At 44.3% G+C, this 25,035-nt stretch carries 23 protein-coding genes and 1 other annotated feature (1 of these 24 running past the window's edge); of the genes, 19 read left to right on the top strand and 4 right to left on the bottom strand.

The window, feature by feature from the left end:
• Positions 1-15: 15 nt before the first annotated feature.
• Positions 16-870: a prephenate dehydratase gene (pheA, locus tag ACY8D0_RS20650; protein ID WP_462412363.1), complete on the top strand. Its 855-nt coding sequence runs from the start codon at positions 16-18 to the stop codon at positions 868-870.
• 453 nt (positions 871-1,323) lie between these two features.
• On the opposite strand, the gene ACY8D0_RS20645 is transcribed toward pheA, so the two are convergent.
• Positions 1,324-1,860 (bottom strand): transcription repressor NadR, encoded by a 537-nt coding sequence (locus tag ACY8D0_RS20645; RefSeq protein ID WP_462412362.1) that lies wholly within the window; start codon positions 1,858-1,860, stop codon positions 1,324-1,326.
• A gap of 208 nt (positions 1,861-2,068) precedes the next feature.
• On the opposite strand from ACY8D0_RS20645, the gene safA reads away from it, so the two are divergent.
• The 10 genes from safA (at position 2,069) to yajC (ending at position 10,935) form a co-directional block, all read left to right on the top strand.
• Positions 2,069-3,823: a SafA/ExsA family spore coat assembly protein gene (gene safA / locus ACY8D0_RS20640; protein ID WP_462412361.1), complete on the top strand. Its 1,755-nt coding sequence runs from the start codon at positions 2,069-2,071 to the stop codon at positions 3,821-3,823.
• Positions 3,807-4,790, top strand: coding sequence for a phosphotransferase (locus tag ACY8D0_RS20635; protein ID WP_462412360.1), 984 nt, complete (start codon positions 3,807-3,809; stop codon positions 4,788-4,790). The genes safA and ACY8D0_RS20635 overlap by 17 nt, the downstream gene beginning before the upstream one ends.
• A gap of 100 nt (positions 4,791-4,890) precedes the next feature.
• Positions 4,891-5,577, top strand: coding sequence for a YhcN/YlaJ family sporulation lipoprotein (locus tag ACY8D0_RS20630; protein ID WP_462412359.1), 687 nt, complete (start codon positions 4,891-4,893; stop codon positions 5,575-5,577).
• A 118-nt stretch (positions 5,578-5,695) separates the two neighbouring features.
• Positions 5,696-6,235, top strand: coding sequence for a BofC C-terminal domain-containing protein (locus tag ACY8D0_RS20625; RefSeq protein WP_462412358.1), 540 nt, complete (start codon positions 5,696-5,698; stop codon positions 6,233-6,235).
• Positions 6,236-6,525: 290 nt separating this feature from the next.
• Positions 6,526-7,140: a Holliday junction branch migration protein RuvA gene (gene ruvA / locus ACY8D0_RS20620; RefSeq protein WP_462412357.1), complete on the top strand. Its 615-nt coding sequence runs from the start codon at positions 6,526-6,528 to the stop codon at positions 7,138-7,140.
• A gap of 9 nt (positions 7,141-7,149) precedes the next feature.
• Positions 7,150-8,151, top strand: a complete 1,002-nt coding sequence (gene ruvB, locus ACY8D0_RS20615) for a Holliday junction branch migration DNA helicase RuvB (RefSeq protein ID WP_462412356.1) — start codon at positions 7,150-7,152, stop codon at positions 8,149-8,151.
• A complete protein-coding gene (locus ACY8D0_RS20610) occupies positions 8,148-8,354 on the top strand; it encodes a DUF2905 domain-containing protein (RefSeq protein ID WP_462412355.1) in 207 nt (68 codons plus the stop codon). The genes ruvB and ACY8D0_RS20610 overlap by 4 nt, the downstream gene beginning before the upstream one ends.
• Before the next feature lie 18 nt (positions 8,355-8,372).
• A complete protein-coding gene (gene queA, locus ACY8D0_RS20605; RefSeq protein WP_462412354.1) occupies positions 8,373-9,401 on the top strand; it encodes a tRNA preQ1(34) S-adenosylmethionine ribosyltransferase-isomerase QueA in 1,029 nt (342 codons plus the stop codon).
• A 29-nt stretch (positions 9,402-9,430) separates the two neighbouring features.
• Complete coding sequence (tgt, locus tag ACY8D0_RS20600; RefSeq protein WP_462412353.1) at positions 9,431-10,570, top strand: tRNA guanosine(34) transglycosylase Tgt; 1,140 nt, start codon at positions 9,431-9,433, stop codon at positions 10,568-10,570.
• 32 nt (positions 10,571-10,602) lie between these two features.
• Positions 10,603-10,935, top strand: coding sequence for a preprotein translocase subunit YajC (gene yajC, locus ACY8D0_RS20595; protein ID WP_462412352.1), 333 nt, complete (start codon positions 10,603-10,605; stop codon positions 10,933-10,935).
• Between the two features lie 32 nt (positions 10,936-10,967).
• Here the strand turns inward: yajC and ACY8D0_RS20590 are convergent, their stop codons facing one another.
• Entirely contained in the window at positions 10,968-11,336 is a 369-nt protein-coding gene (locus tag ACY8D0_RS20590) for a TIGR04086 family membrane protein (protein ID WP_462412351.1), read from the bottom strand.
• A gap of 241 nt (positions 11,337-11,577) precedes the next feature.
• Between ACY8D0_RS20590 and ACY8D0_RS20585 the strand changes: the two genes are divergently transcribed.
• Positions 11,578-12,237: a DUF421 domain-containing protein gene (locus tag ACY8D0_RS20585; RefSeq protein WP_462412350.1), complete on the top strand. Its 660-nt coding sequence runs from the start codon at positions 11,578-11,580 to the stop codon at positions 12,235-12,237.
• Positions 12,238-12,488: 251 nt separating this feature from the next.
• Here the strand turns inward: ACY8D0_RS20585 and spoVB are convergent, their stop codons facing one another.
• The gene (gene spoVB / locus ACY8D0_RS20580; RefSeq protein ID WP_462412349.1) at positions 12,489-14,039 is read right to left on the bottom strand and encodes a stage V sporulation protein B; all 1,551 of its coding nucleotides are present in this window, start codon (positions 14,037-14,039) and stop codon (positions 12,489-12,491) included.
• Between the two features lie 129 nt (positions 14,040-14,168).
• Here spoVB and ACY8D0_RS20575 point away from each other — a divergent pair, with 129 nt between their 5' ends.
• The 6 genes from ACY8D0_RS20575 (at position 14,169) to dtd (ending at position 22,836) form a co-directional block, all read left to right on the top strand.
• Entirely contained in the window at positions 14,169-14,465 is a 297-nt protein-coding gene (locus ACY8D0_RS20575; RefSeq protein WP_462412348.1) for a post-transcriptional regulator, read from the top strand.
• A gap of 193 nt (positions 14,466-14,658) precedes the next feature.
• Positions 14,659-16,917, top strand: a complete 2,259-nt coding sequence (secDF, locus tag ACY8D0_RS20570) for a protein translocase subunit SecDF (RefSeq protein WP_462412347.1) — start codon at positions 14,659-14,661, stop codon at positions 16,915-16,917.
• A 103-nt stretch (positions 16,918-17,020) separates the two neighbouring features.
• A complete protein-coding gene (gene recJ, locus ACY8D0_RS20565) occupies positions 17,021-19,372 on the top strand; it encodes a single-stranded-DNA-specific exonuclease RecJ (RefSeq protein WP_462412346.1) in 2,352 nt (783 codons plus the stop codon).
• A gap of 2 nt (positions 19,373-19,374) precedes the next feature.
• Complete coding sequence (locus ACY8D0_RS20560) at positions 19,375-19,887, top strand: adenine phosphoribosyltransferase (RefSeq protein ID WP_462412345.1); 513 nt, start codon at positions 19,375-19,377, stop codon at positions 19,885-19,887.
• A 294-nt stretch (positions 19,888-20,181) separates the two neighbouring features.
• Positions 20,182-22,380, top strand: a complete 2,199-nt coding sequence (locus ACY8D0_RS20555; RefSeq protein WP_462412344.1) for a RelA/SpoT family protein — start codon at positions 20,182-20,184, stop codon at positions 22,378-22,380.
• A gap of 12 nt (positions 22,381-22,392) precedes the next feature.
• Positions 22,393-22,836 carry a D-aminoacyl-tRNA deacylase gene (gene dtd / locus ACY8D0_RS20550; protein WP_462412343.1) on the top strand — a complete coding sequence of 148 codons (444 nt, stop codon included), beginning with the start codon at positions 22,393-22,395 and terminating at the stop codon, positions 22,834-22,836.
• Positions 22,837-22,868: 32 nt separating this feature from the next.
• Here the strand turns inward: dtd and ACY8D0_RS20545 are convergent, their stop codons facing one another.
• The gene (locus ACY8D0_RS20545) at positions 22,869-24,614 is read right to left on the bottom strand and encodes an N-acetylmuramoyl-L-alanine amidase family protein (RefSeq protein ID WP_462412342.1); all 1,746 of its coding nucleotides are present in this window, start codon (positions 24,612-24,614) and stop codon (positions 22,869-22,871) included.
• A gap of 177 nt (positions 24,615-24,791) precedes the next feature.
• On the opposite strand from ACY8D0_RS20545, the gene ACY8D0_RS20540 reads away from it, so the two are divergent.
• Positions 24,792-24,968 carry a hypothetical protein gene (locus ACY8D0_RS20540; protein WP_462412341.1) on the top strand — a complete coding sequence of 59 codons (177 nt, stop codon included), beginning with the start codon at positions 24,792-24,794 and terminating at the stop codon, positions 24,966-24,968.
• Between the two features lie 60 nt (positions 24,969-25,028).
• Positions 25,029-25,035: a binding site (T-box leader), on the top strand (it continues 235 nt past the right edge of the window).

Genomic DNA, 25,035 nt, shown 5'->3' with positions numbered 1-25,035 from the left:
GGGAGTAGAAGAAACGTGAAAATAGGTTATCTGGGACCCAAGGCAACTTTTTGTGAATTTGCAGTTAGAAACGCATTTCCTGAGTGTGAATTAAATCCATTTAGAACCATTCCGGAATGCATGGATGCGGTGGTCGAGAAGAAAGTCGACCTAGCGGTGGTCCCGCTGGAAAATACATTAGAGGGATCTGTCAATATCACTCTGGATTATTTAACTCAAGTTGTTCAAATACCCATTGTCGGGGAAATTACCCTGCCGATTCAACAGCATTTAATGGTACACCCTGATAATGCCGCAAATTGGCAGAATGTTACGAAAATCTATAGCCATTCTCACGCGATTGCCCAATGCCACAAATTCTTACATAATCATTTTAAAGGGGTCCCGTATGAAGCGGTGTCATCAACGGCGGCAGCAGCGAAGATGGTTTTGGAGAATCCTGAATGGGATGCGGCCGCCATTGCCAATGAGCTCGCCGCCGAGGAATACGGGCTGACAATAGTTAAACCAAACATCCATGATTTTGATTACAACCATACCCGATTTGTGGTGTTATCGGTCGACAGTCTGGATTTTCAAATGGTAAGTGGTGCCTCGCATTATAAAACCACCTTGATGGTCACTCTTCCTTCTGACCAGGCAGGTTCATTGCATCAGGTGCTGTCGGCTTTTGCTTGGCGAAAAATTAACCTGTCCAAAATAGAATCAAGACCGATGAAAACGGGAATCGGCAATTATTTCTTTATTATTGATGTGGAAATGAAATTGGATGAAGTTCTAATTCCAGGAGCGATGGCTGAGCTGGAGGCATTAGGCTGCGGAGTGACGCTGCTCGGCAGTTATCCTAAATTAAATATTACATTTGACTAAAAAAACGGACCTATTTTCGGGTCCGTTTTATATTATTCCTTTCGCACAACTCAATGCGTCCATGAATGGCAAATGGAATAAGAGAAATTTATCTCTGTTCCTGCCACGCTTCTACGTGACCGGGAACGGGTGGAAAAACGAATTAGGGTCACGTAATGAGGCTCTACGTGACCGGGAACGGGTAGAAAAATGAATTAGGGTCACGTAAAGAGGGTCACCCGGGAACGGGAGGAAAAACAGGTTTGGGTCATGTAAAGAGGCTCTACGTGACCGGGGACGGGAGGAAAAACGGGTTTGGGTCATATAAAGAGGGTCTACGTGACCGGGAAACAGGTGGAAAAACGAATTAGGGTCACGTAAAGAGGCTCTACGTGACCAGGAACAGGTAAAAAAACGAGTCTGGGTCACGTAGATGGCTCTAAAGTGACCCACCCACCCATCCAACCACGTTGTTTAGTATTCCATTAAGAATCCTTCTTTTCTTAGAGCCGCTTCTGCTTTACCCAGTGCACCTTCGTTGCTGGCCGAAATGGTATGGAGATGGATGCCGCCGGTCAATTCAGATAAAAACGCTGCCCGGGTTCTTCTGATTTTTTCCATGAATTGCAGCACTTCTTGGCGATTGGAAACCATAATCGACGCGGTCAAGTCGCCATACACCGCATGCTCGATTTTGACATCTTTCACCGTGACCCCATGGTCGACAAAGAGGAGCAGCTCTTTTTCCGTATCCTCCGGCGCATGCTTACAAGCCACCGTCCGTTCATAGACCGTTGAACCCATAGCTTGTTTCAAATACATATATCCTTGGCTTGTTGCGATTATCGGTTCGTTTTTGGCCTTCAGCAGAGTAATGTCCCCGACAATCACCTGCCTGCTGACATTAGTTCTTTCCGCCAATTCACTTCCCCTAATCGGCGCGCTGCTATCCTTTAATAATTGTAAAATTAATGTTCTCCGTTCTTCCCCAAGAATTTTTCTTTGCTCCATTTGGTAAAACGCTCCCTAACAGTTGGATAATGAACCATTTTATCATATCAATAGAAAATTAGAAAACAGCGAAACCCTGACCTTGACCAGTTTTCGACTTGTACAAACATAATTTTTAAAAATAGAGCATAAGTTTTTTTGAAGAATATTAGCAATTTGCCCAATCTCACATAGACTATATGGACTTATGCATAGGAGGGAAATCAGAGTGAAAATCCATATCGTACAGAAAGGGGATACTCTTTGGAAGATCGCCAAGAAGTACGGCGTGAACTTTGAAGAGCTGAAAAAATTAAACTCCCAGCTCAGTAATCCTGATATGATTATGCCCGGTATGAAAATAAAAGTCCCAACGACAGGTGGAACGATAAAAAAAGAAGGGCCTGTTTCACATCTAGGAGTCAAAAAAGAGTTTCCGCTGAAGGAACAGCCTATCAAAGAGATGCCAGTACCAAAGAAGGAGGTTCCCATAAAGGAGGTCCCGATCAAAGAGGTTCCTGTAAAAGAAGTGCCAATTGCAAAAGAGCAGCCAGTTGTGGAAGCACCGAAAGTCCCTTATACTCCCAAAATGCCCCTGCAAATTATCCCAGAAATTGACGTAAACAATTATTATATGATGAACATGCAAAACGTGAAAGTAGAACAGCCGCAGGTTCCGCCAAAGGCGAACATTCTTCCAGAAGTAAAGGAAGAAGTGAAAAAGGAAGTGCCTGTGAAAATGCCTGTGCTGCCGCCTGTACCACCTAAAGAAGCGCCCGTTCAAATGCAGCCGGCAAAAGAAATGCCCATCCAAACTCCACCGCCTATGGAAGCACCAATGGTTATGCCGCAGCAACAGGACTACTGTGTGCCGGTTACACCGATTCTCCCTGGCTCGGGATTTTGCCCGCCATTCGGAGGCTTTCCTGTCCAACCGTATATGCCTTACCATCCGGGAGCAGGTATGGATGGCTTTCCGGGAATGGGGGCTATGCCAGGATATATGCCACCGGTACCAGCAGGCCCGGCTTTTATCCCGCAGCACTTTGAGGATGAATCATCCTTTATCCCGCCGGTTCCGGGCTTTAATCCTGGTGGGGCTGTCATGGGGGCTCAAACAGGTTTTCAGCAGCCAATGGGAATGGATCCGGGATTTTATGGCCAAACTCCGGCAGGCTTCGGCCATATGCCAATGAGTGAAGGCCAAATGCCGATGGGCTATGGCCAGATGCCAATGGGCCAAGGCCAGATGCCGATGGGTCCAGGTCAAATGCCAATGGGCTATGGCCAAATGCCAATGGGCCAAGGTCAAATGCCAATGGGTTATGGCCAGATGCCGATGGGTCCAGGTCAAATGCCAATGGGCTTCGGCCAAATGCCGATGAGTGAAGGTCAAATGCCAATGGGTCCAGGTCAAATGCCAATGGGCTATGGTCAGATGCCAATGGGTCCAGGTCAAATGCCAATGGGCTATGGCCAGATGCCGATGAGTGAAGGTCAAATGCCAATGGGCCAAGGCCAAATGCCGATGGGTTATGGTCAAATGCCAATGCAGCAAATGTCGGAATTTACAGGCCAGCCTGCAGGAGGCCCGATTGGAACGTATCCGGCAGGTACACCTTCTGCAACGGACCCTTCACTTGTCAACCCTGGGCTAAATCCATACGGCACGGGCCCATCCTATGGTTATCCGCAAATGGTCGGGCCTCGTCCACAAGGTTTTGGGATGACAGCACCAGACATGACCATTGGCTCACAAATGGCTTATATGCCTGAGCTTAATCCGCCAACCATTTCAGGTGGGGATTGCGGCTGCGGTGGAGGGACTCCAGTGCAACAAAATTTTGTACCGCCCACACCGCCAATCTACAGTGCGCCTTATAACGTACCGATGGGTGCCGCTCAGCCCCCATTCATGAACCCATATGGCATGGGACCTGTCGGCCAAGGGGTACAGGGGTATCACGATGAGAGCAGCTCATAACGCCAACAAAGGAGACGATGATTATCTTAATCGTCTCTTCTCTTATTTTCAGTCGCAGTTTTCCCTAAAAATCCTTGAAGGAATTCCAATCCGGAATCATGTGTTCCTGGTCAAAACAGCCAAACGGTCCTTTATCATCAAGGGGTACCACTCCGTTAACAAACTGAAGCTGCAGGAAGCTTTTACGGCCACTTTAAAGAAAGAAGGGTTTTCCAAAACCTATAAGTTTCTTTCCTCGCAAACAGGGGAGACTCTATTTTTTAACGGTAATTATTTTGGCTGTATGGAATATATTCCCCCACATAAAACTGCCTTTTCGTTTCAATCCCGAAGAAATCGCCAAGAAGGATTGGATTTGCTGGAAACTTTCCATGATACTACCTCCAAATTTGTAAGCCGTTACCAAACACTACTTCCACAAGCGGATTTGCTTGGCAAATGGAAGGAAAGGTTTGATATTTTTTGTCATCATCGTCCTTTTCTGCGAAGATTTGTCGATCACTCCTTGCTTTCGGAAATAATCGCTTGGGGGGACTGGTCGTTAAAAAAAATGAGTGACAGCCATAAAGCGGTGTTGAATGAACCCAAAGTGATCCTCCATGGTGACGTGGCCCACCATAATTTCTTGAGGGCAAGGAGTGGTGATTTATATTTAATTGACTTTGATTTAATCTCCATCGGCCCTCCGATATATGACTATTTGCAATATGCCAATCGGATTCTGTATCATCTCGACTGGTCGCTGCCGGGACTTTGGCAGCATAAACAAATGAAAGCCTTTCATCAAGATAAGGCATTTTTACATGCGCTGGCCTATCCTGCCGATATTTTTCGGGAATGGAACCGGCTCATGCGGGAAAAAGCTTATACAAATGAACACAAATTAAAGCAAGTGATTGATTTATCGGTTGGACAATATTATTTTCGGAAAAGGTTTGTGCAACAAATTCAACGGCTGGTGGATTAATGCGTCTGTACAATTTATGGAAGAATGAAACCCCCTCGAAATTAACAACCTAATCATGAGCAAATAAAAATGCTCATGATGTATAGAGGGGGTTTTTCGCTTGAACAAGAAACGGTGGATGATTCCTTTTTCAGTCCTAATGCTCTCAGGGGCTGCTGGCTGTGCCAATAACGACGAAATCGGCAGAAATCGCGTAGATAACAATGGTGGACGGCCCCTCGGATATTATTCGAATGAGAACCATTCAGATAAAAATTATGAAGTTCTCAGAGACAATGATGGACCGATGGTTGATTTCCTAGACCATACCTTTGGTGATGAAGATCAGGAAAACACAAGAAATAAGCTGCAGACAAAAGATGAAAATGGAAATCCATACAATCCGACTAAACCTCTTGCGAAGACAGACCGAAATTTTTTTCAGCGTGATAATCGCTTTAGTACAAGTGATATGAATTACCATGGCCACTTGAATAAACAAATCGGTAATGCAGGTGTCTCAACTTCCCCCGGTTATCAGGAAAATGTCACGGATAACATCCGAAACAAAGTCGCTGATGTGGACAATGTCAGGAGTATCCGTTCCGTTTCATATGGCAATACCATCACTGTTTCGGTAAAATTGCAAGATGACAGTAAGGCGGCAGACACAAAGCGGGCCATTCAGGATGCCGTTAAGCCATATGCAAACGGGCGGCAGGTTCAAGTCATATTCGATGAAGGTTCTCTTGGGCGTGACCGCAATATCAACAATCAGCAGCGCCAGCCGGAACCGGATGGAAAATAGAAAAACGAGGGCAAAGCATCATGCTTTGCCCTTTTCATGTAGTTAACAGGATAAAAAGGGAATTATCGGCTAAACTAGAATTGTAAATAGTTATATTTTACTATAAGAGGTGAGTAGCATGAGGTTCAATACGATGAGGATATCCCTACTGCGACAAGCTTTTTGTGTTTTCTTTGCGTTTCTGGGCATTACGGCCGGAATTACCATGACTGGCTCTGCCGCCCCATTGGATGATCAAAGGAAGACAGAACCTCTGCACTTTACGGTCATTTTAGAAAGAATGTATTTGGATGGGGAAATCAGCCAAGAGGTTGTGGATGAGACATGCTGGTCCATCGAAAATTTTTGGGCGAAATATGACCAGTGGCGACTGGTTGATATCGATGAAACCACGTTTGTTTTTCAGAAGCAGGTGGATGATATATCGCCTTTGCTAAAAGCTAATGGATTCTTTGGCGTGACGGATGATGGGATTTTAACGATTTATAATGGACGGCCGGACCGGTCAAAAATCATTCAATCGTTTTTCCAAATTGACATAAAGAAACTGGAAAGTAAAACCCAACAGCAGTTGATTGAAGGAATCCCGATTAAAACGAAAGACCGATATGTGGAGGTTTTGGAAACTTTTAAACCCTATTCGGTCAAAATTGAATAGTTTACTCACATAAATCAGACTGAAGTCCCTATCAGCCTGATTTTTTTGCGCCTGCCAGTAGTTTGGCAGGTGAATTTGAAACTTATCTGCGGATTTTGCAGGCTTATTTGCGAATTACCTGGATTTATTTGCGAATCCGAAAATCCTTTCTCATGGTAGAGGACGCATCCTATATTTTCGAATATTTCTGGCATGTGCTATTTTCTTCATCTCCTGCGAAATTGTATGATAGAATGAGATACAGTGTGGAATGAAGCATCCGGGTGCAGGATACTAGAGGAGAGAAGAGGATGTTTGAATTTATTAAGGGTACGGTTGAATTTGTCGGACCCGAGTATATTGTCATTGAAAACAATGGGATTGGCTATCAAATTGGAACGCCCAATCCGTTTATTTATTCCGGCAGAATGGGGAAAATGGTAACAGTTTATACCTACCATTATGTTCGTGAGGATCTCATGGCCTTATATGGTTTTGACTCGAGGGAAGAAAAACGGCTGTTTACCAAATTATTGAACGTTTCCGGAATCGGCCCAAAAGGTGCGTTGGCGATTTTGGCCTCGGGGGAAGTGCAGCAGGTGGTCAATGCGATTGAGGGAGAGGATGAAAGCTTCCTGGTCAAGTTCCCAGGAGTCGGCAAAAAGACGGCACGGCAAATGATTCTCGACTTAAAAGGGAAATTGCAAGACATTGTGCCCGACTATTTTCCCAACCTTTTCAATGCCGACCAGTTCCAGCTGGAAGCAGCCGCAGGGCATCATTCAGAATTTGATGAAGCCATTCTTGCTTTAAAGGCACTTGGTTATTCGGAAAAAGAAATAAAAAAGATTTCACCGGAACTAAGGAAAGAACAGCTTTCCACAGACCAGTATATTAAAAAAGCCCTGCAGCGGCTTTTGAAATAGGTGATGTTAATGGAAGACCGGATTATATCAGGCGAAGCGACCGAGAGTGAGATGAGTTTTGAGCAGTCTTTGAGGCCGCAGACGTTAAAGCAATATATCGGCCAAACCCAAGTGAAACAAAACCTGGAAATCTTTATTCAGGCGGCCAAACTTCGCAAGGAAACTTTGGACCATGTTCTGCTTTATGGCCCGCCTGGATTGGGAAAGACGACCTTGGCCATAATAATTGCAAACGAAATGGGAGTAAACATCAGAACTACCTCGGGCCCAGCGATTGAGCGTCCGGGTGATTTGGCGGCCATTCTTACCGCTCTTGAGCCGGGCGATGTGTTGTTTATCGATGAAATACATCGGCTGCCAAGGTCGATTGAGGAAGTGCTGTATCCGGCTATGGAGGACTTTTGCCTTGATATCGTGATTGGCAAAGGACCGAGCGCCCGGTCGATTCGTCTCGATCTTCCGCCGTTTACCCTCGTCGGAGCTACCACAAGGGCTGGTTCATTGTCAGCGCCATTAAGGGACCGATTTGGAGTTTTGAGCCGGCTTGAGTATTATAAAGAAGACCAATTAAAAAATATTGTGAAAAGAACTGCCGAATTATTTGAAACCGAAATCGATGATGCATCCGCGGCAGAAATCGCGAGACGGGCAAGGGGGACCCCGAGGATTGCCAATCGACTTCTTCGCAGGGTACGTGATTTTGCTCAAGTGAAGGGAAATGGGACGATAGACTTATCTCTTGCAAATGAAGCGTTGGAACTGCTTCAGGTAGACCGGCTTGGCCTTGATCATATCGACCATAAGCTGTTAAAAGGAATCATTGAAAAGTTTCGCGGCGGTCCGGTAGGACTAGATACCATCGCTGCCTCGATTGGGGAAGAATCGGAAACGATTGAAGACGTCTATGAACCATACTTGCTGCAAATTGGTTTCCTTCAACGGACTCCGAGGGGAAGAATCGTGACCCCGGCTGTCTATCACCATTTTGGGATGGAGGTGCCGGCACCGTGAGTGGTCTATCGAAAGCGCTCATGCTAATCGGAGGCGTTATTTTTCTGATTGGATTGCTGATGCCGTTGTTGCATCTCGGTAAACTTCCCGGTGATATCTTCATAAAAAAGGGAAATACCACCTTTTATTTTCCGGTGGTCACGTCGATTGTTGTAAGCATCATCTTATCGGTCATTTTATATTGTGTCGGCAGATTTCGTTAAAGATAGGGATGTTTAAAAATGAAACTGGATTTATTTGATTTTGAGTTGCCTGAAGAATTAATTGCCCAAGTACCATTGAAAAACCGGGCGGATAGCCGGTTAATGGTGGTGAATAAGGAAACAGGCGAAATAAAGCATGAAATATTTAAAAATATTACCGGGTATTTGCATGAGGGGGACTGCCTTGTATTGAATGATACCAAGGTCCTTCCTGCACGCCTTTTTGGCGTTAAAACCGATACGGGTGCCCATATTGAAGTATTGCTGTTAAAACAGATTGAAGGCGACCGGTGGGAAACCTTGGTGAAGCCCGCAAAACGGGTCAAAGAAGGAACCGAACTTGAATTTGGCGATGGCCTTCTAAAAGCAGTTTGCACCGAAACATTGGAACATGGCGGCAGAATATTGGAGTTCAGCTACAGTGGGATTTTTTACGAGGTACTTGACCAGCTAGGTGAGATGCCTCTGCCTCCATATATCAAAGAAAGATTGGAAGATAAGGATCGTTACCAAACGGTTTACGCCAGAGAACCGGGGTCAGCGGCTGCCCCAACGGCCGGACTTCATTTTACTGAAGAACTGCTAAATGAAATCAGGGAAATGGGTGTTCATGTCGCCTTTATTACTCTCCATGTCGGCTTAGGAACATTCCGGCCGGTCAATGTGGATGATATTGAAGGACATGACATGCACTCGGAGTTTTATATGATGACCGAAGAGACGGCGCAGTTGCTCAATGGAGTGCGTGAGAAGGGTGGAAGAATCATCACCGTCGGTACGACTTCCACACGGACATTAGAAACAATTGCATCGGCCCATGATGGTAAGTTTAAAGCCGGCAGCGGCTGGACCAGTATATTTATTTACCCAGGATATACCTTTAAAGCCATTGATGGATTGATTACCAATTTCCATTTACCTAAGTCGACGTTGATTATGCTGGTCAGTGCGTTGGCGGGCCGGGAACATATTTTGCATGCTTATAATACAGCTGTAAAAGAACGATATCGCTTTTTCAGCTTTGGCGATGCCATGTTCATCATTTAGTCTGCTGGTGCCAGAAGGGAGAAAACAATTTGACTGCAATTCGTTATGAGCTTATAAAAACATGTAAACAAACAGGGGCAAGGCTGGGGAGAGTCCACACTCCGCATGGCTCTTTTGAGACCCCTGCGTTTATGCCGGTTGGTACATTGGCCACTGTCAAAACGATGGCACCAGAAGATTTAAAAGAAATGGGTGCCGGAATTATTTTGAGCAATACGTATCATCTATGGTTACGCCCGGGTCATGAAATCATCAAGGAGGCAGGCGGGCTGCATAAATTCATGAACTGGGACCGCGCCATTTTGACCGATTCCGGCGGCTTCCAGGTATTCAGTTTAAGTGAATTCCGGAAAATTGAAGAAGAAGGGGTTCACTTCCGCAATCATCTTAGCGGCGAAAAATTATTTTTATCACCAGAAAAGTCAATGGAAATCCAAAACGCACTTGGCTCGGATATCATGATGGCTTTTGATGAATGCCCTCCATATCCGGCCACCTTTGAGTACATGAAAAAATCAGTGGAGCGTACCTCCAGATGGGCAGAACGCTGCTTAAAAGCGCACCAGCGCCCGGAGGACCAAGGATTATTTGGAATTGTCCAAGGCGGGGAATACGAAGAGCTTAGAAAACAAAGCGCGCAGGACCTTGTTTCGCTTGATTTTCCAGGGTATGCGGTTGGCGGGCTGTCTGTCGGGGAACCAAAAGACATCATGAATCGTATGCTTGAATATACCACACCGTTGTTGCCGGCGAATAAGCCGCGTTATCTCATGGGAGTGGGGTCGCCTGATTCACTGATAGACGGATCCATTCGGGGAATTGACATGTTCGACTGTGTTCTGCCTACCCGGATTGCCAGAAATGGCACCCTGATGACGAGCCAAGGACGGCTGGTTGTGAAAAATGCCAAATACGCCCGTGACTTCGGGCCATTGGACCCGGAATGTGACTGCTACACATGCCGGAATTACAGCCGCGCCTATATCCGTCATTTGATTCATTGTAACGAAACATTTGGAATTCGATTAACGTCTTACCATAATCTCTATTTTCTGTTAAGATTAATGGAGAAGGTCAGACAAGCCATCAGGGAAGACCGGCTTGGTGATTTCCGGGAAGAATTTTTTGAGCAATATGGTTTTAACAAGCCAAATGCGAAAAATTTCTAAAGAAGAACCGTTTGAAAGGAGGGAACGATAGAATGTCAGGATTAGGTGGATTAATTCCATTAATATTAATGTTTGTGTTATTTTATTTCTTGTTAATCCGTCCGCAGCAGAAGCGTCAAAAGTCTGTTCAGAACATGCAGGGCAGTTTGAAAAAAGGTGATAAGATTGTCACCATCGGCGGATTGCACGGCTTTATTGATTCCATTGATGAAAACAAAGTCGTCATTAAATGCGGAGATGGCAGCCGTCTTACATACGACCGTAATGCGATTCGGGAAGTAACTGAACCAAGCAAAGAAGCTCCAAAAGAACCAAAGCAGCCAAAAGAAACAACTGAAACGAAAGAAGTTAACCTTGAGAAATAACGCAAAAAAAGGAAGCCGCAGGCTTCCTTTTTTTATGCAGATCGAGAATTGCCGGTTGAGATATTCACGCCTAAGATTCCGCCCATCATGGCTATGAGAACATAGCAGGTATGATAGATGAATTGCTCGGCTGAAAACAGGCGGTCGTAGCCCAAGTATTGGGATAAGAAGATAATCAGCGAGTATACTAGTCCAGTTAACCCGCCAATCAGCCAGCCTTTTTCTTTACGCTTGCCGCCGGACAAAAAGCCGCCCCCGAACAGCCCGATAAAGGATAATGCCGTTACGACGTATTGAAGTGAAGATTCCTGGACGGAAGTAAATCTCAAGAGTAAGGAAAATATCAAGCTGCAGACGATCGCAAAGGCAAAAATGAAGATCAGGCCATAAACAATCGACATTCCAAGACTTTTTGATTCGATTTTTCTCTCCCCCTTTGACTATCTAAGGGACGAAGCGCCGCAAGCTATTCTGCCGGCCCCTTAGACAACATTTGTTACCTAGTACAAGCGTATTCACCAGCAAATAAAAGTAGAATAAAAATTTGCCAAAACCCCATGGCTTTTGAAGATTTTACCTTTCATGATTTGCGCTCTTCTTGGTCAAAATAAAACAGAATGCAACTAAAGGAGAGGTATACAAGTGGAGGAATATCTAAATATCATTTTTCGTACGATATTTTTCTATATATTGATTCTAGGAATATTCAGGTTAATGGGCAAAAGAGAAATAGGGGAATTGAGTGTGCTGGACCTAGTTGTGTTTATCATGATTGGTGAAATGGCCATTATTGCAATCGAGGACTATCAACGTTCCTTGATTCACACCGTCCTACCCATGTTATTATTGATGGCCATTCAAGTTACCTCCTCGATTATTTCGCTAAAAAGTAAGAGGTTCAGGGATTTTGTGGACGGCAAGCCAAGTGTGATCATCAACAGAGGAAAGATTGACGAAAAGGCCATGAAGCAGCAACGTTATAATTTTGATGATTTAATGACCCAGTTGAGGCAAAAAGATATCCGCAGTATTGCTGACGTCGAGTTTGCGATTCTGGAATCGTCGGGGAGCTTATCCGTTATCGAAAAGCCTAGCAGCCAAAAAAACCAAAAAAACGGGGACATCACGATACCGTTAATATTGGATGGCAATATTGATGAGGAGAATTTGAAAAAAATTCAAAAGACCAACCTTTGGCTGCGCCAAGAACTGAAGAAGCAAGGGTACCGTGATATTAAGAAGATTTCTTTTTGTAGTTACGAAAGTGGGAAATTTTATATCGATTTGAAAGATGAAACATAAAAAGAATGAACAAATAAATAGGGAAGGCGCCAAAATCCCGAGTTGCTCAAAAAAGTGGTGTCATAGTAAAAAGGAAGGCGGCAAACTCCCGAGTGGCCCCAAAAAGTGGTTTCAGGGTAAATAGGGAAGGCTTCAAAAATCCGAGCGGCCCAAAAAAACAGCACCGAGGTAAATAGGGGTCAGGTCAGCACGCTTTTGTAAAAGCTGCCATAACCTGACCCCATTGTTCGTGATAAAATGCCCTCACATATTTACATCGCAAAAAAATGCCCAATCCAAGGAATCTTTTCTAATTCGTTCCGTTTAATTAGTCGAAACACGAGCAGTAAGATCAAATAGGAAACTGTCATACCCGTCATCGCCGTCAAAGTCCGGATGACTAACCCCTCTGACAAGAACACATTTCCAAATAACCAAAAGCCAAACCACCCGGCAGCCCCCATTACCAAAAACCCTTTTAGGTAATCGCGAATATAAAAGGGAAAGGCAATTCTTTTTAGTACCGTGGCAAAATGCAGAATGGTAACTAAAACAAAGCCGGTCACAATGGCTAATGCCGCACCGGTTATACCAAAGGCAGGCTGTGAAGCAAGCGCAAAGATAACCGCTGTTTTCACGACTGCCCCAATCAAGCTATTAACCATCGCGGCCCTAGCGAGATTGAGTGCCTGCAGGACGGCCTGCAACGGGCCTTGATAGTAGTAGAACAAGAAGAACGGGGCCATTACCCTGATAAAATAGGAACCTTTGTTGGAACCATACATCAGCTCCATCAGCGGGTCTGCTAAAACGTACAGGACAATGACAGCCAGTCCACCTGTTAAAAACGTAAAACGCAAGGCTTGTTGGATCCGATATCCAATCAACTTACTGTTTTTATGGGAATTCGCTTCGCTGATCGCCGGCACCAATGAGGTAGCCAATGAATAGGTAACGAAAGACGGCAGCATCAACAATGGCATGGCATAACCGGTCAGGGCCCCGTATTGTTTGGTCGCATCCACCGACAGTACGCCGGCAAGCGCTAAGCTGTGGGCAACCACAATGGGTTCAAAAAACCAAGAAACCGAGCCAATCATTCTGCTTCCCATCGTCGGTAAGGCAATCTCCATCAAATTTGTGAAGGTCTGCTTTCCTTTTTGCATAAATTGAAAAAAATTTGTTCTCAGCTTAAATCGCTTCTTTAACTTAAAAGTGGTCAACAGATAAATTAGTGAAACGAGCTCACCAAGAACAGAGGCGGCCATGGCGGCGGAAGCCGCATATTCTATCCCATATGGCAAAAACGCTTTGGTCATGACGGCAATCAAGGTAATCCGGACCACCTGTTCAAAAACTTGGGACAAAGCTGACGGACGCATATTTTGCCGCCCTTGAAAATAACCCCTGATGACGGAAGAAACCGCAATAATTGGGATGGCCGGAGCTATCGCCAATAAAGGATAAACCGTCCTTTGGTCCGTAAACAAGGTAGTGGACAGAATCGGGGCAAGCAGCAGTAAAGCGGGAGTAAGGATGACAGCCAAACTTACGGTCGTTGCCAGTGATACGACCAGTATTTTTTTTATTTCACTATAATCTCCTCTGGCTTCCGCTTCAGCAATATTCTTTGAAATCGCGACTGGCAGCCCGAGCTGGACAATGGTTACCACGAGAATAAAGGTGGGATAAGCCATCATATAGAGCCCAACGCCTTCTTCCCCGATACTGCGCGCGAGAACAATCCGATAAATAAACCCGAGAACCCGGGTGATTAAGCCGGCAATTAAAAGAATAACCGTCCCTTTTAAAAACTTTGACATACCTTCTTCCCACCTTCTCAAAATAGGCGATATCATATACAATTAACTATATGCATCATGATGGACAAAGCATGACAAGTTGTTGGATAGTTAAATAATTGGAGGGGTTTCTCCTTTAGGAGGTTTAAGATGGATAATATCCTGAATTTTGATCAGTTTCGCACCCAAGTACAGCCTGCAATGGTTAGTAAACTCGAGGAATTTCGCCTTTTGGGTTATGATTCGGTCTCGGAATCCGGGCTTTGGGACTTTTTGACAAAGAAAAAGTGGAGAAAGGTCACGGACGAAGTTAAACTGTACCAAATAGTTGATGATATTCTCTCGGTAAAGATCGGCGATTATATGAATTTTGCAGCCATAGAATCCTATAAAACGTCCGAATTCTCTCTCGATGATGAAAATGAATTAAGAGAACTATTAAAATAAGGGTAATTGGGACAAGCAGGTATTAGATTCGAGGCTTACAAAATGCAGGATTGACCGCAATCATTTTCCTAATATTGAAATTGACAGCCCTATTTAACTATTCCATAATGAAAGCAGTAATTTTTTTATAGCGGGATAAGGAGCTTTTTGGTAACGTGCTAAGCACGTGCATTTTTAAGGAGGACAATACATAATGGTAAAGCGCAGTAGAATTGTTGCTTTCATTTTGCTGATTGTGTTATTTGCCAGCTCGATGGGAGTAACCACCAAGAATATCTTAAATAACATTAAACTGGGGCTGGATCTCCAAGGGGGATTTGAGGTCTTATACGAAGTACAGCCTGCCAAAAAGGGCCAGGTAATTGATAAAGATGTTTTGGCGGATACTGCCGAAGCACTAGATCGTCGTATCAACGTCCTTGGTGTCAGTGAACCGGTTATTCAAATTGAAGGAAACAACCGGATTCGTGTCCAGCTCGCTGGGGTAAAGGACCAAAATGAAGCCCGGGAAATCCTTTCCACGCAGGCAAATCTGACTTTCCGTGATGCCAACGATAAGTTAATGATGGATGGTTCGGATTTAAAACAAGGCGGTGCCAAGCAAACGTTCGACGAGAATGGAAATCCGAGTGTTTCCCTTACATTAAAGAGCAGCGATAAATTTAAACAAGTCACACAAGATATATTGAATATGGCACCCAACAATGTTTTGGTTATTTGGCTTGATTATGAAAAAGGGGATTCTTTTAAAACAGAGGCTACTAAAAAAGACCCTAAATATCTATCAGCTCCAACTGTAAATCAAGTCTTCAATTCAAACACAGTGTCCATTGTCGGTAATTTCAAAGCTGAAGAAGCAAAAAACTTGGCTTCCCTATTAAATGCCGGCGCACTGCCTGTGAAGTTACATGAGGTTTACTCCACTTCTGTTGGGGCGAAATTTGGGGAACAAGCCTTACATGACACAATCTACGCCGGTATAATCGGTGTGTTAGTTATTTTCTTGTTTATGATTTTCTATTATCGTTTCCCAGGATTCATTGCGACGATTACCTTAAGCATTTTTACTTATTTAGTTCTGCTAATTTTCGATTGGATGAATGGGGTTCTCACATTGCCGGGGATTGCGGCGATTATCCTTGGTATCGGGATGGCTGTCGATGCCAATATCATCACCTACGAGCGGATAAGAGAAGAACTGAAGGTCGGAAAATCGCTTAAAGCCGCGTACCAGGCTGGAGAGAAAAATGCGTTTACCTCCATCCTCGACTCGAACCTGACAACGATTTTGACTGCAGCTGTTTTATTCTTCTATGGAAACAGTTCGGTTAAAGGGTTTGCCACAATGTTAATTATCAGTATTCTAATGAGCTTCTTAACCTCTGTTTACTTAGCTCGTCTGTTACTTGGACTTTTTGTTCATAGCGGTCTCTTGAAGAATAAACTAGGCTGGTTTGGTGTTAAGAAGTCTGACATCCGAGATATCTCTGATAATGTCGATACGTTAGATTTGCCAACCCGCTTTGATAAACTTGATTTTGCTAAGCCCAGAAAGAAATTCTTTACTATTTCCGGTCTCCTTCTGGTTGCTGGGTTGATTATTCTGATTGTGATGAAATTGAATTTGTCGATTGACTTTTCAAGCGGGACTCGGATTGAAGTGGTATCCGACAAAGCGATGACAACGGACCAGGTCCAATCTGCTTTAGAAAAACTAGATGTGAATTCGGACGATATTGTATTGTCCGGTGACAAAACTCATGCCGCCGCGAGAATGATCGGGGTTCTGTCTAAGGATAAAATCGCCGAGGTTAAAAAGGGACTGAATAAGGAATTTGGCCATGAGCCAAACGTTAGTACGGTGTCACCTCAAGTAGGAAAAGAACTGGCCAAAAATGCAATGATTGCCCTGCTGATTGCATCTGTTGGTATTGTTATCTATACAACGATCCGTTTCGAGTTTTCAATGGCGATTGCCGCAATTGCCTCTTTGCTGCATGATGCGTTCTTTATGGTTGCGTTTTTCAGTCTGACCCGGTTGGAAGTCGACTTGACGTTTATTGCTGCAGTATTGACCATCGTAGGTTATTCCATCAACGATACGATCGTTACCTTTGACCGGATGCGTGAAAACATGCATAAGAAACGCCGGCTTAAAACAGTTGAGGATATTGCTGAAGTGATGAACGTAAGTATTCGTCAAACCTTGACACGTTCAATAAATACAGTTTTGACGGTACTTATTACCACAATTGCTTTAATTATTTTTGGCAGTGAATCGATTCGCAACTTCTCCATCGCGTTATTTGTGGGCTTAATAGTTGGGGTTTATTCCTCCGTCTGTATTGCCGGCCCGGTATGGTATGTTTTGAAGGTACGTGAATTGAAAAAGAACGGCCCGATCAAGACTGTGAAAGAAAAGAAAAATTACAGCGATCAGCCGCAAGTATAATGAATTGAAGCGGGAGTGCCTCTAGGGGTGCTTCCGCTTTTCTTATTGAAACAAGCCTAACGCTCCTGTATAATAAGAAAGTCTAAAGAGGTGAACTTAAACTATGTTAAAGTCAAAAACAAGATGGGTTGTCCGAAAACCCGAACCACATCTAGTTGGAAAACTGGAAACGGAATTAAACATTACACCTCTAACTGCATCGCTTCTTGTCAATCGTGGATTGGATACCGTTGATTCTGCACGGTATTTTTTATTTGGAAAAGATGAATTCCACGATCCGTATTTACTAACAGGGATGGATACTGCGGTTGGCAGAATCCGTCTTGCCATTGACAGGCAAGAACCCATTCTTATATATGGAGATTATGATGCTGATGGAGTAAGCAGTACATCAGTTTTAATGATTACGCTTCGTGAACTAGGTGCGGATGTGCAATTTTACATACCTAACCGGTTTACAGAAGGGTATGGACCAAATGAAGCCGCGTTCCGGCATGCCGCGGAAACCGGCATCAAACTAATTGTCACGGTCGATACAGGGATTGCAGCCGTTCATGAAGCCGAAGTGGCCAAGGAACTCGGGCTTGACCTAATTATTACCGATCATCATGAGCCAGGGCCCGTGTTGCCGGAAGCTTTGGCCATCATTCATCCCAAGCTTCCCGGAAGCACATACCCGTTCCGTGAACTGGCAGGTGTAGGGGTAGCCTTTAAATTAGCCCATGCCTTATATGGTAAGTTGCCAAACCATCTGTTAGAGATCGCCGTAATCGGGACGATTGCCGATTTAGTTTCCTTAAAGGATGAAAACCGCCTGATTGCGAAAAAGGGATTACAAAATTTAAAAAACACTGGCAATATCGGCCTTAGGGCGTTGCTTAAGACTGCCGGTGTGGACCCATTATCGATAAGTGAAGAGACAATCGGTTTTTCCGTTGCCCCGCGCATTAACGCTGTCGGCCGGTTAGCGGACGCCGATTTGGCGGTCGAGCTTATTCTTACCCAAGACCCGCTTGAAGCGGGGCAAATGGCAGAAGAAATGGAAGCCCTGAATAAAACGCGCCAGTCCATTGTGAATACCATTACGGAAGAAGCGATGGAAGAGGTGGACAAATATTATTCGGATGCCTCCAGCAAGGTTCTGGTTGTCGGAAAAGAAGGCTGGAACGCCGGGGTAATTGGGATTGTCGCCTCAAGGCTTGTGGAAAAGTATTACCGCCCTACAATTGTGTTAAGTTTTGACAAAGAGAAGGGGGTAGCAAAAGGTTCCGCGCGCAGCATAGCCGGATTTGATATGTTCCAAAACCTTTCCACCTGCAGGGACATTCTCCCCCATTTCGGCGGACATCCGATGGCTGCGGGAATGACTTTAAGCTTGGATGACGTGGATGGGCTCCGAAACCGGCTTAATCAGCTGGCCGAAACCGTGTTAACGGACGAAGACTTCGTTCCGGTCACTTATTTGGACCAAGAGGTAGGCTTAGGGGAAATCGATTTAAAGACTCTCGAGGAAATGAATTCGCTGTCGCCATTTGGGATGGATAACGCAAAGCCAAAGGTCTTAATTAGCAATGCAGAAATCTCAAGCATTAAAAAAATCGGCAGCGACCAAAGCCATCTAAAAGTGTTACTAAATGACAACGGGGCTAATCTTGATGGCATTGGGTTCGGCCTGGGATCTTTGGTGGATGAAATATCACCTGCCGCAAAAATTTCATTAATCGGAGAATTGTCCATTAATGAATGGAACAATATACGTAAACCGCAAATTTTTGTTCAGGATCTTGCTGTTGCCGATTGGCAGCTGTTTGATTATCGAGGTCAAGCTCAGTTAAGCAGCTTAGGCCGGATTGTACCCGCCGAAAACCGGAAAATCATTGTTTTTAACAAAGAAAATCTGGAAAAAATAGATAGGAATCTGAAGGAAGAAGCAATCTATATACAAGACGTCCAAGCAGCGCAAAGCTTCCATGCTGTAGACATAAACCTGGTACTGGCCGACTTTCCTCCTTCAAAAGACATCCTGCTCCATCTGCTGCAAGGAGTAAAGCCTTCAAGAATCTATGCATGTTTTTACAAAGAATCGAGTGATTTCTTTAGTATGATCCCTTCACGCGATCACTTTAAATGGTATTATGCATTTCTTATGAAGTTTGGACCGCTTGATTTAAAGCGGTACGCGGATGATATCGCCAAACGGCGGGGCTGGAAGCGGGAAACAATTGTTTTTATGTCCCAGGTGTTTTCTGAACTGGATTTTGTTACAATAAACAATGGATTTATCAGTCTAAATAAACAATCGCAAAAGCGTGATTTAACTGACTCGAAAATTTACCAAACTAAACATCTTCAATATGCCCTTGAAAGAGAGTTATTATTGTCCTCTTATCAAGAGTTAAAAGATTGGTTTGATCAAGTCATTCATGAGTCGGTCGAAATTGAGGAGGCAATTTAAGAATGGATTTAAAACAATTTATCGCCATTGTCCCGGACTATCCGAAAGAAGGAATCGTTTTCAAAGACATTACGCCGCTAATGAATGATGGCGAGGCATATAAATTCGCAACCGACAGTATAGTCGAGTATGCCCAAGATAAACAAATTGATATAATTGTTGGACCGGAAGCAAGGGGGTTCATTATTGGCTGCCCTGTGGCCTATGCGCTTGGTGTGGGATTTGCACCCGTTCGCAAAGAAGGCAAACTTCCCCGTGAAACGATTAAAGTCAGTTATGGGCTGGAATATGGAAAAGATGTTTTAACCATTCATAAGGATGCCATTAAACCTGGACAGCGTGTTCTGATTACGGATGACCTGCTGGCAACCGGTGGTACCATTGATGCCACCATTAAATTAGTGGAAGAGCTAGGCGGAGTCGTGGCCGGTATTGCGTTTCTAGTGGAGTTAACTTATTTAGAAGGCCGGAGCAAACTAGACGGATATGATATTTTAACACTCATGCAGTATTAATTTATCAGGGAGGGCACTCGGTTTTTAGAGTGCTCTCTTTGTTCTATTCTTTTAGAGTTTTATTTAGTGTATTCGACACATTTTTTCAATATTTATGGAAAATATGTCTCAATTACTTTACATCTTGGTTATTTTTATCGATAATAGTAACAATCATTCTAATATAGTAACAATTTTTTCTAGAATGAAATTATATATTAATATCACTGCCACCCGGCGTCCTATTTGGACAAATCAGGCAGACACTAGTTTGCCTTGGCAGACTAAATTGAGATAGAAAATAAAGGTGATCTCATGGCGAATGATCAAGTGTTAACGGCCGACCAAGTCCTTGACAAAACCAAAAAATATTTAAATGAAGAGCATGTGGAGTTAGTTAAAAAGGCGTACGAATACGCTAAACATGCCCATCGTGACCAATATCGAAAATCAGGCGAGCCCTACATCATTCATCCCATTCAGGTTGCCGGAATTCTGGCGGATTTGGAGATGGACCCGGCAACAGTAGCGGCTGGATTTCTTCATGACGTTGTTGAGGACACCCATGTGACCTTAAAAGACCTTGAGGTTGAGTTCAATGAAGAAGTGGCCATGCTGGTCGACGGAGTAACAAAATTAGGAAAAATTAAATATAAATCGCACGAGGAACAACAGGCAGAAAATCATCGAAAAATGTTTGTCGCTATGGCCCAAGACATTCGGGTCATTTTGATTAAACTGGCTGACCGGCTGCATAATATGCGGACGCTTAAACATCTGCCGGCGGAAAAGCAGCGCCGAATTGCAAATGAGACACTTGAGATTTTCGCACCTTTGGCCCATCGTCTGGGTATTTCAAAAATTAAGTGGGAGCTGGAGGATACCGCCTTACGGTATTTGAATCCGCAGCAATATTATCGGATCGTTAACTTAATGAAAAAGAAGCGGGAAGAACGCGAACAATACCTTGATGATGTCATTGACGAGGTAAGAGACCGTTTAGGCGAAGTTTCCATTAAGTCCGAAATTTCCGGGCGTCCGAAGCATATTTATAGCATCTATCGAAAAATGGCTTTGCAAAATAAACAATTCAGTGAAATTTATGATTTGCTGGCTGTCCGAATCGTGGTTAATAGCATAAAAGACTGTTATGCGGTTTTAGGTATTATCCATACCTGCTGGAAACCGATGCCTGGACGCTTTAAAGATTATATTGCGATGCCAAAGCCAAATATGTACCAATCGTTGCATACGACCGTTATAGGGCCAAAGGGAGATCCTTTGGAAGTCCAAATACGGACCTTTGAAATGCACCGGATTGCTGAATACGGGATTGCCGCCCACTGGGCATATAAGGAAGGGAAGGCTGTCAACGACAGTTCCACCTTTGAGCAAAAGCTTACCTGGTTTAGGGAAATTCTTGAGTTCCAAAACGATACGGCCAATGCCGAAGAGTTTATGGAGTCATTAAAGATTGACCTGTTTTCTGACATGGTGTTTGTGTTCACACCAAAAGGCGATGTCATTGAATTGCCGTCCGGTTCTGTTCCTATTGATTTCGCTTACCGGATTCACTCTGAAATTGGCAATAAGACAATAGGTGCAAAAGTCAACGGCAAGATGGTCACTCTTGACTATGTGCTTAAGACTGGTGATATCGTAGAGATTTTAACCTCCAAGCATTCTTATGGGCCTAGTCAGGACTGGCTAAAGCTGGCGCAAACTTCCCAAGCAAAAAATAAAATCCGTGCCTTCTTTAAAAAGCAGCGCCGGGATGAAAATATTGAAAAAGGCAAAGAACTGGTAGAAAAAGAAATCCGCGGCATGGAGTTTGACGTGAAGGAAATATTGACTCCGGAAAACTTGAAAAAAGTCGCTGAGAAGTTTAATTTTACCAACGAAGAGGATATGTATGCAGCGGTCGGGTATAACGGGGTTACCGCCCTGCAGGTTGCCAACCGGCTGACTGAAAAGTGGCGTAAAAAGCGCGACCAGGAACAATCCTCAAATATCACCAATGTGATTACCGACCTGAAGGCCGTTCCGGGTCCTTCGAAAAGACGCGAATCCGGTGTGCGGGTTCAAGGAATTGATAACTTATTGATCCGCCTGTCGAAATGCTGCAACCCGGTGCCGGGAGATGAAATTGTCGGATATATTACAAAGGGACGCGGGGTTTCGGTGCACCGCTCAGACTGTACGAATATCGATTCGAATGATGCCCAATCGCGTCTGATACCGGTGGAATGGGAATCGTCGTTAAATGACCGCAAAGAATATAACGTCGATATTGAAATCAGCGGTTTTGACCGGAGAGGCTTGTTAAATGAAGTTCTTCAGGCCGTCAATGAGACAAAGACCAATATTAATGCTGTGACAGGTAAAACCGACCGCAATAAAATGGCCACCATTAGCATGACCATTGCGATTCATAATGTCACGCATCTGCAAAAAGTGGTAGACCGGATTAAACAAATCCCGGATATTTATTCAGTTCGCCGAATGATGAATTAAGGAGTCTGAAATATGCGTATTGTTGTTCAACGGAGTAAAGCCGCCCGGGTCACCGTGGACGGGGAAGTCACAGGACAAATTACCAAAGGGCTTGTGCTGCTGGTTGGGGTCACCCACAATGATACCGAAGAGGATGCCGCTTACTTGGCCGAAAAGATTCCAAACCTCCGGATATTTGAAGATGAAGCCCAAAAGATGAACCTGTCCCTTCTGGATGTAGGCGGCGAAATTTTGTCCGTTTCGCAGTTTACCCTATACGGGGATTGCCGGAAAGGACGTCGTCCCAGCTTTGCGGAGGCAGCCCGGCCGGAGCATGCCATTCAGATTTATGACAGATTCAATCAATTGCTTCGGGAGAAAGGGATCCATGTGGAGACCGGGATTTTCGGTGCGATGATGGATGTCCAATTGACCAACGACGGACCGGTTACGTTAATAGTGGAGAGTAGAGCGTAAAAAATGCTTGGCCCAATCGGGACCAAGCATTTTTATTGTTTAAAATAACGTGCCAAGCCTTCATACAAACCGCTCGCTGCACTCTCTTGAAAACCCCGTGATTTCAATGTCACTTCTTCCTCAGGATTGCTCAAGTATCCAAGCTCAATCAATACCGCGTTTTTGTTGTTTTCCCGTAGGACATGATAATCGCCGAACTGCACACCCCGGTTATTCATTTTGGTTTGTCCTACTGTTGCCGTATAAACAGTATTGGCCAACGGTTTTTGGAAGTCATGATAATAATAACCGGTCATTCCCCGGACACTCCGGTCCACGCTGCTATCATAGTGCAAGCTGATAAAGGCATCCGCACTGTAAACTTGGGCCGCCCTTACCCTGGATGGCAGTGAAATAAAGGTATCACTGCTTCTCGTCAGATAGACATTTGCTCCCGCTGAGGTTAATTTGTCATATAAGAGCCGGGCCGTCCGGAGTGTCAGCTCCTTTTCCAATGTTCCGTTGGCTCCGGTGGTTCCGTTATCCCCGCCGCCATGGCCAGGGTCAAGAACAATCGTTTTGTTTTTCAGATAGTCTCCGGCACCTGACTTCACGATGCTTGGGGCCGAACCATCCGCGCTAACCACCCAGCCAGCGACATAACCGGTTTTCCCGTTTGCTAATGTTATTTGGTACCAATCATTTTGGATACTGGTTACCGAAAAAGTATCCCCTTCATCTGCACGAAGCAGGACATCTGATTGGACCTCCGGGGAAACACGGATATTGGTGCCATCTTGCAATATGGTAATCTTGCTTACCTTTGTTGTTTGCGAGGAGTCGCTCGTTTTTTCAGAGCCTTTTTGGATATACCAGCTGGCTACCCAGCCGTAGCTGCCGGGTTGATATTCGATTTTCACCCAGCTGTTCTTCTCTTCGCTAATTGAATAACTCTCTCCTTTTGACACAGTCCCCACTATTTTTGAATTATAGGAGGTGTCGGAACGGACATTCAAGCTGTCGGCTGTTATCGTTCCCACCGAGTTACTCGCTTCTTTTTTAGCTGTAGCGGTCGATGAGTTTGATTCTTTGGAAATAAACTCAGAACTGACCCATCCAGTTAAATTGGAATAGCTGACCTTTGTCCAATCAGATTTTTGCGATAGGATGGTTACGTTTGTTCCTTTTGTCAGCTTGCCAGCGACGGTGCTTTTGCCGGACGGTTCTTCCCGGACATTTACAATATCAGCAGTCACTTGCCCCATCATATTGGACTGGGATGTTGCTGTCTTGCTGCTGGTGTTTGCGGATACCTCGAAAAATTCCTTTGAGGCCCACCCTTGACCATACTGGGAATCGACTTTATACCAATTCTCATTTTGGTCGAGGATTTGTACTTGCTCTCCTTTGTTGATCAATCCAATAATCTGGAAGCTTGTCCCAGGCCCAGAGCGGATCCTTAATTGGTCGGTTTGTGCTTTTGCCTTCGTATTTGTTGTAATGGCGGCCTCTTTCTTTGATTCACCATTTTCTCTTGATACGAGCCAGCTTACCACCCAGCCTGTTTTGAAGGTTGAAAGCTGAATTTGAATCCAGTCACCCTTTTCTTTGATGATAGGATAGGTTTCCCCGCGTTTTGCCTGCTTCACTAAAGAGTAACTCAATCCTGGTCCGCTCCGGACATTCACCATATCCGTATTGATAGCAATCGAGCCATTGGATGCCATTGTATCCCCGAAAGGCAGAAAGGTTCCTGTAACAAGAAGGATACAGATTAATAGAATGCTAGTTTTACGCAAATAGAACCCTCCTATATTAAAACGTCCAGTATCTATTTTAACGGAAAAGGATGTGAAAATCATTCCTCATTTAGCAAATTAGTCCAATAAAACTATAAAAAGACAATCACGGTGCAATTTCTTCATTCAGGATGGACATACTAAGAATAAAGTTGAGACTTGAGGAGCGATGCAGCGATGCGAATGAGTGAAAAAGGAAGAAATGTCCAATCCTTGGACGGAAGGCTTTTTGGGGTTGATTTTCATGACTTTATGCAGAGAGAACATGATTCAACGACATTTGAACTGGCTTCTGAATTCGGGCTGACGATGGGAGATGTCAAAAAGTTAAAAAAACACTTAGGCCGTGCTTAAATCCTTCTTGACATTGGTATCGATGCTCCGTATCATTATATAAATAAAATACTAATATTGAAGCAAC

Source organism: Neobacillus camarae, from assembly GCF_054950115.1.
Note: the sequence above shows the minus strand (reverse complement) of the source record. Positions and strands in the feature narration are given on the sequence as shown.